The 777-nt window shown below is 60.2% G+C and carries 1 protein-coding gene; it reads right to left on the reverse strand.

The window, feature by feature from the left end:
- A partial coding sequence (locus E1189_RS22445; RefSeq protein WP_230459890.1) for a hypothetical protein occupies positions 1 to 777 on the reverse strand: 777 nt, incomplete at both ends.

Here is a 777-nt window from a genome sequence, read left to right on the forward strand (position 1 = left end):
GGTACGCTCCGCATCATACCGGGTGACCATAAAGACCCAGTCCCAGCCGTTAATAGTGATCTTTATGTCCTTGGTGCCGCTGCTGTTCGGCTCTATCAGGGCCAACGTGGCCCGGTTATCCACAGTCGCTGAAAGCTGCCATGTGAAAGAATCAATATCCAGCTCGATGCGGATATCCAGCAGCTCGATAGGTTCGTTATCCGAAAGCCTGACGGCGTTCACGGTGTTCATAAGCAGGTAACTCTCCTTGTCATCCGGGGCCGTGGGTTGCAAAGGCAGAGGCTCGACCTTTGCGCCATAGTCGACGGTGTGCTTGTTATCTTTGACTCTTTCAAACCGGCCTTCTCCCCACGGCAGGCCCGCCACCAAATCCGTCAGGCTGCCCTGCTGCCAGCGCACCACCGGAGCGGCATCCTTGGGCTGGATAGGCTGCTTGGTCACTGTGCTGCCAAACCGGAAGAATATCGGGGGCATGAGGTCGGGCCTGTACACGCTCCCTTTGAACGAGAAGGCCATGGCGTTGGACGGGTCAGCCCAGAGGATCGTTTCCTCAGCCTTTTGGGAGCCGGTGGTATCCACCGAATGCCAAGGGCCTGCATAGTCTTGGTCTTTGGTGGGGGGCATGCCCCACAGGGCCGCTGTCCGGGCCTGTCGCGGCTGGGCACTCTCATCCCAAGCCAAGGGAGCCGGAACCGGGTCAACCGCACGGGTGGTAAGCCACGGGCTTGGGGTTGCGGCTTCCTCTGGAGTGGGCTGCCCCCAGCTGGCCTCGTTGCC

The sequence above is a fragment of the Parendozoicomonas verongulae genome (genome assembly GCF_009711465.1).
Lineage (GTDB): Bacteria > Pseudomonadota > Gammaproteobacteria > Pseudomonadales > Endozoicomonadaceae > Sansalvadorimonas > Sansalvadorimonas verongulae.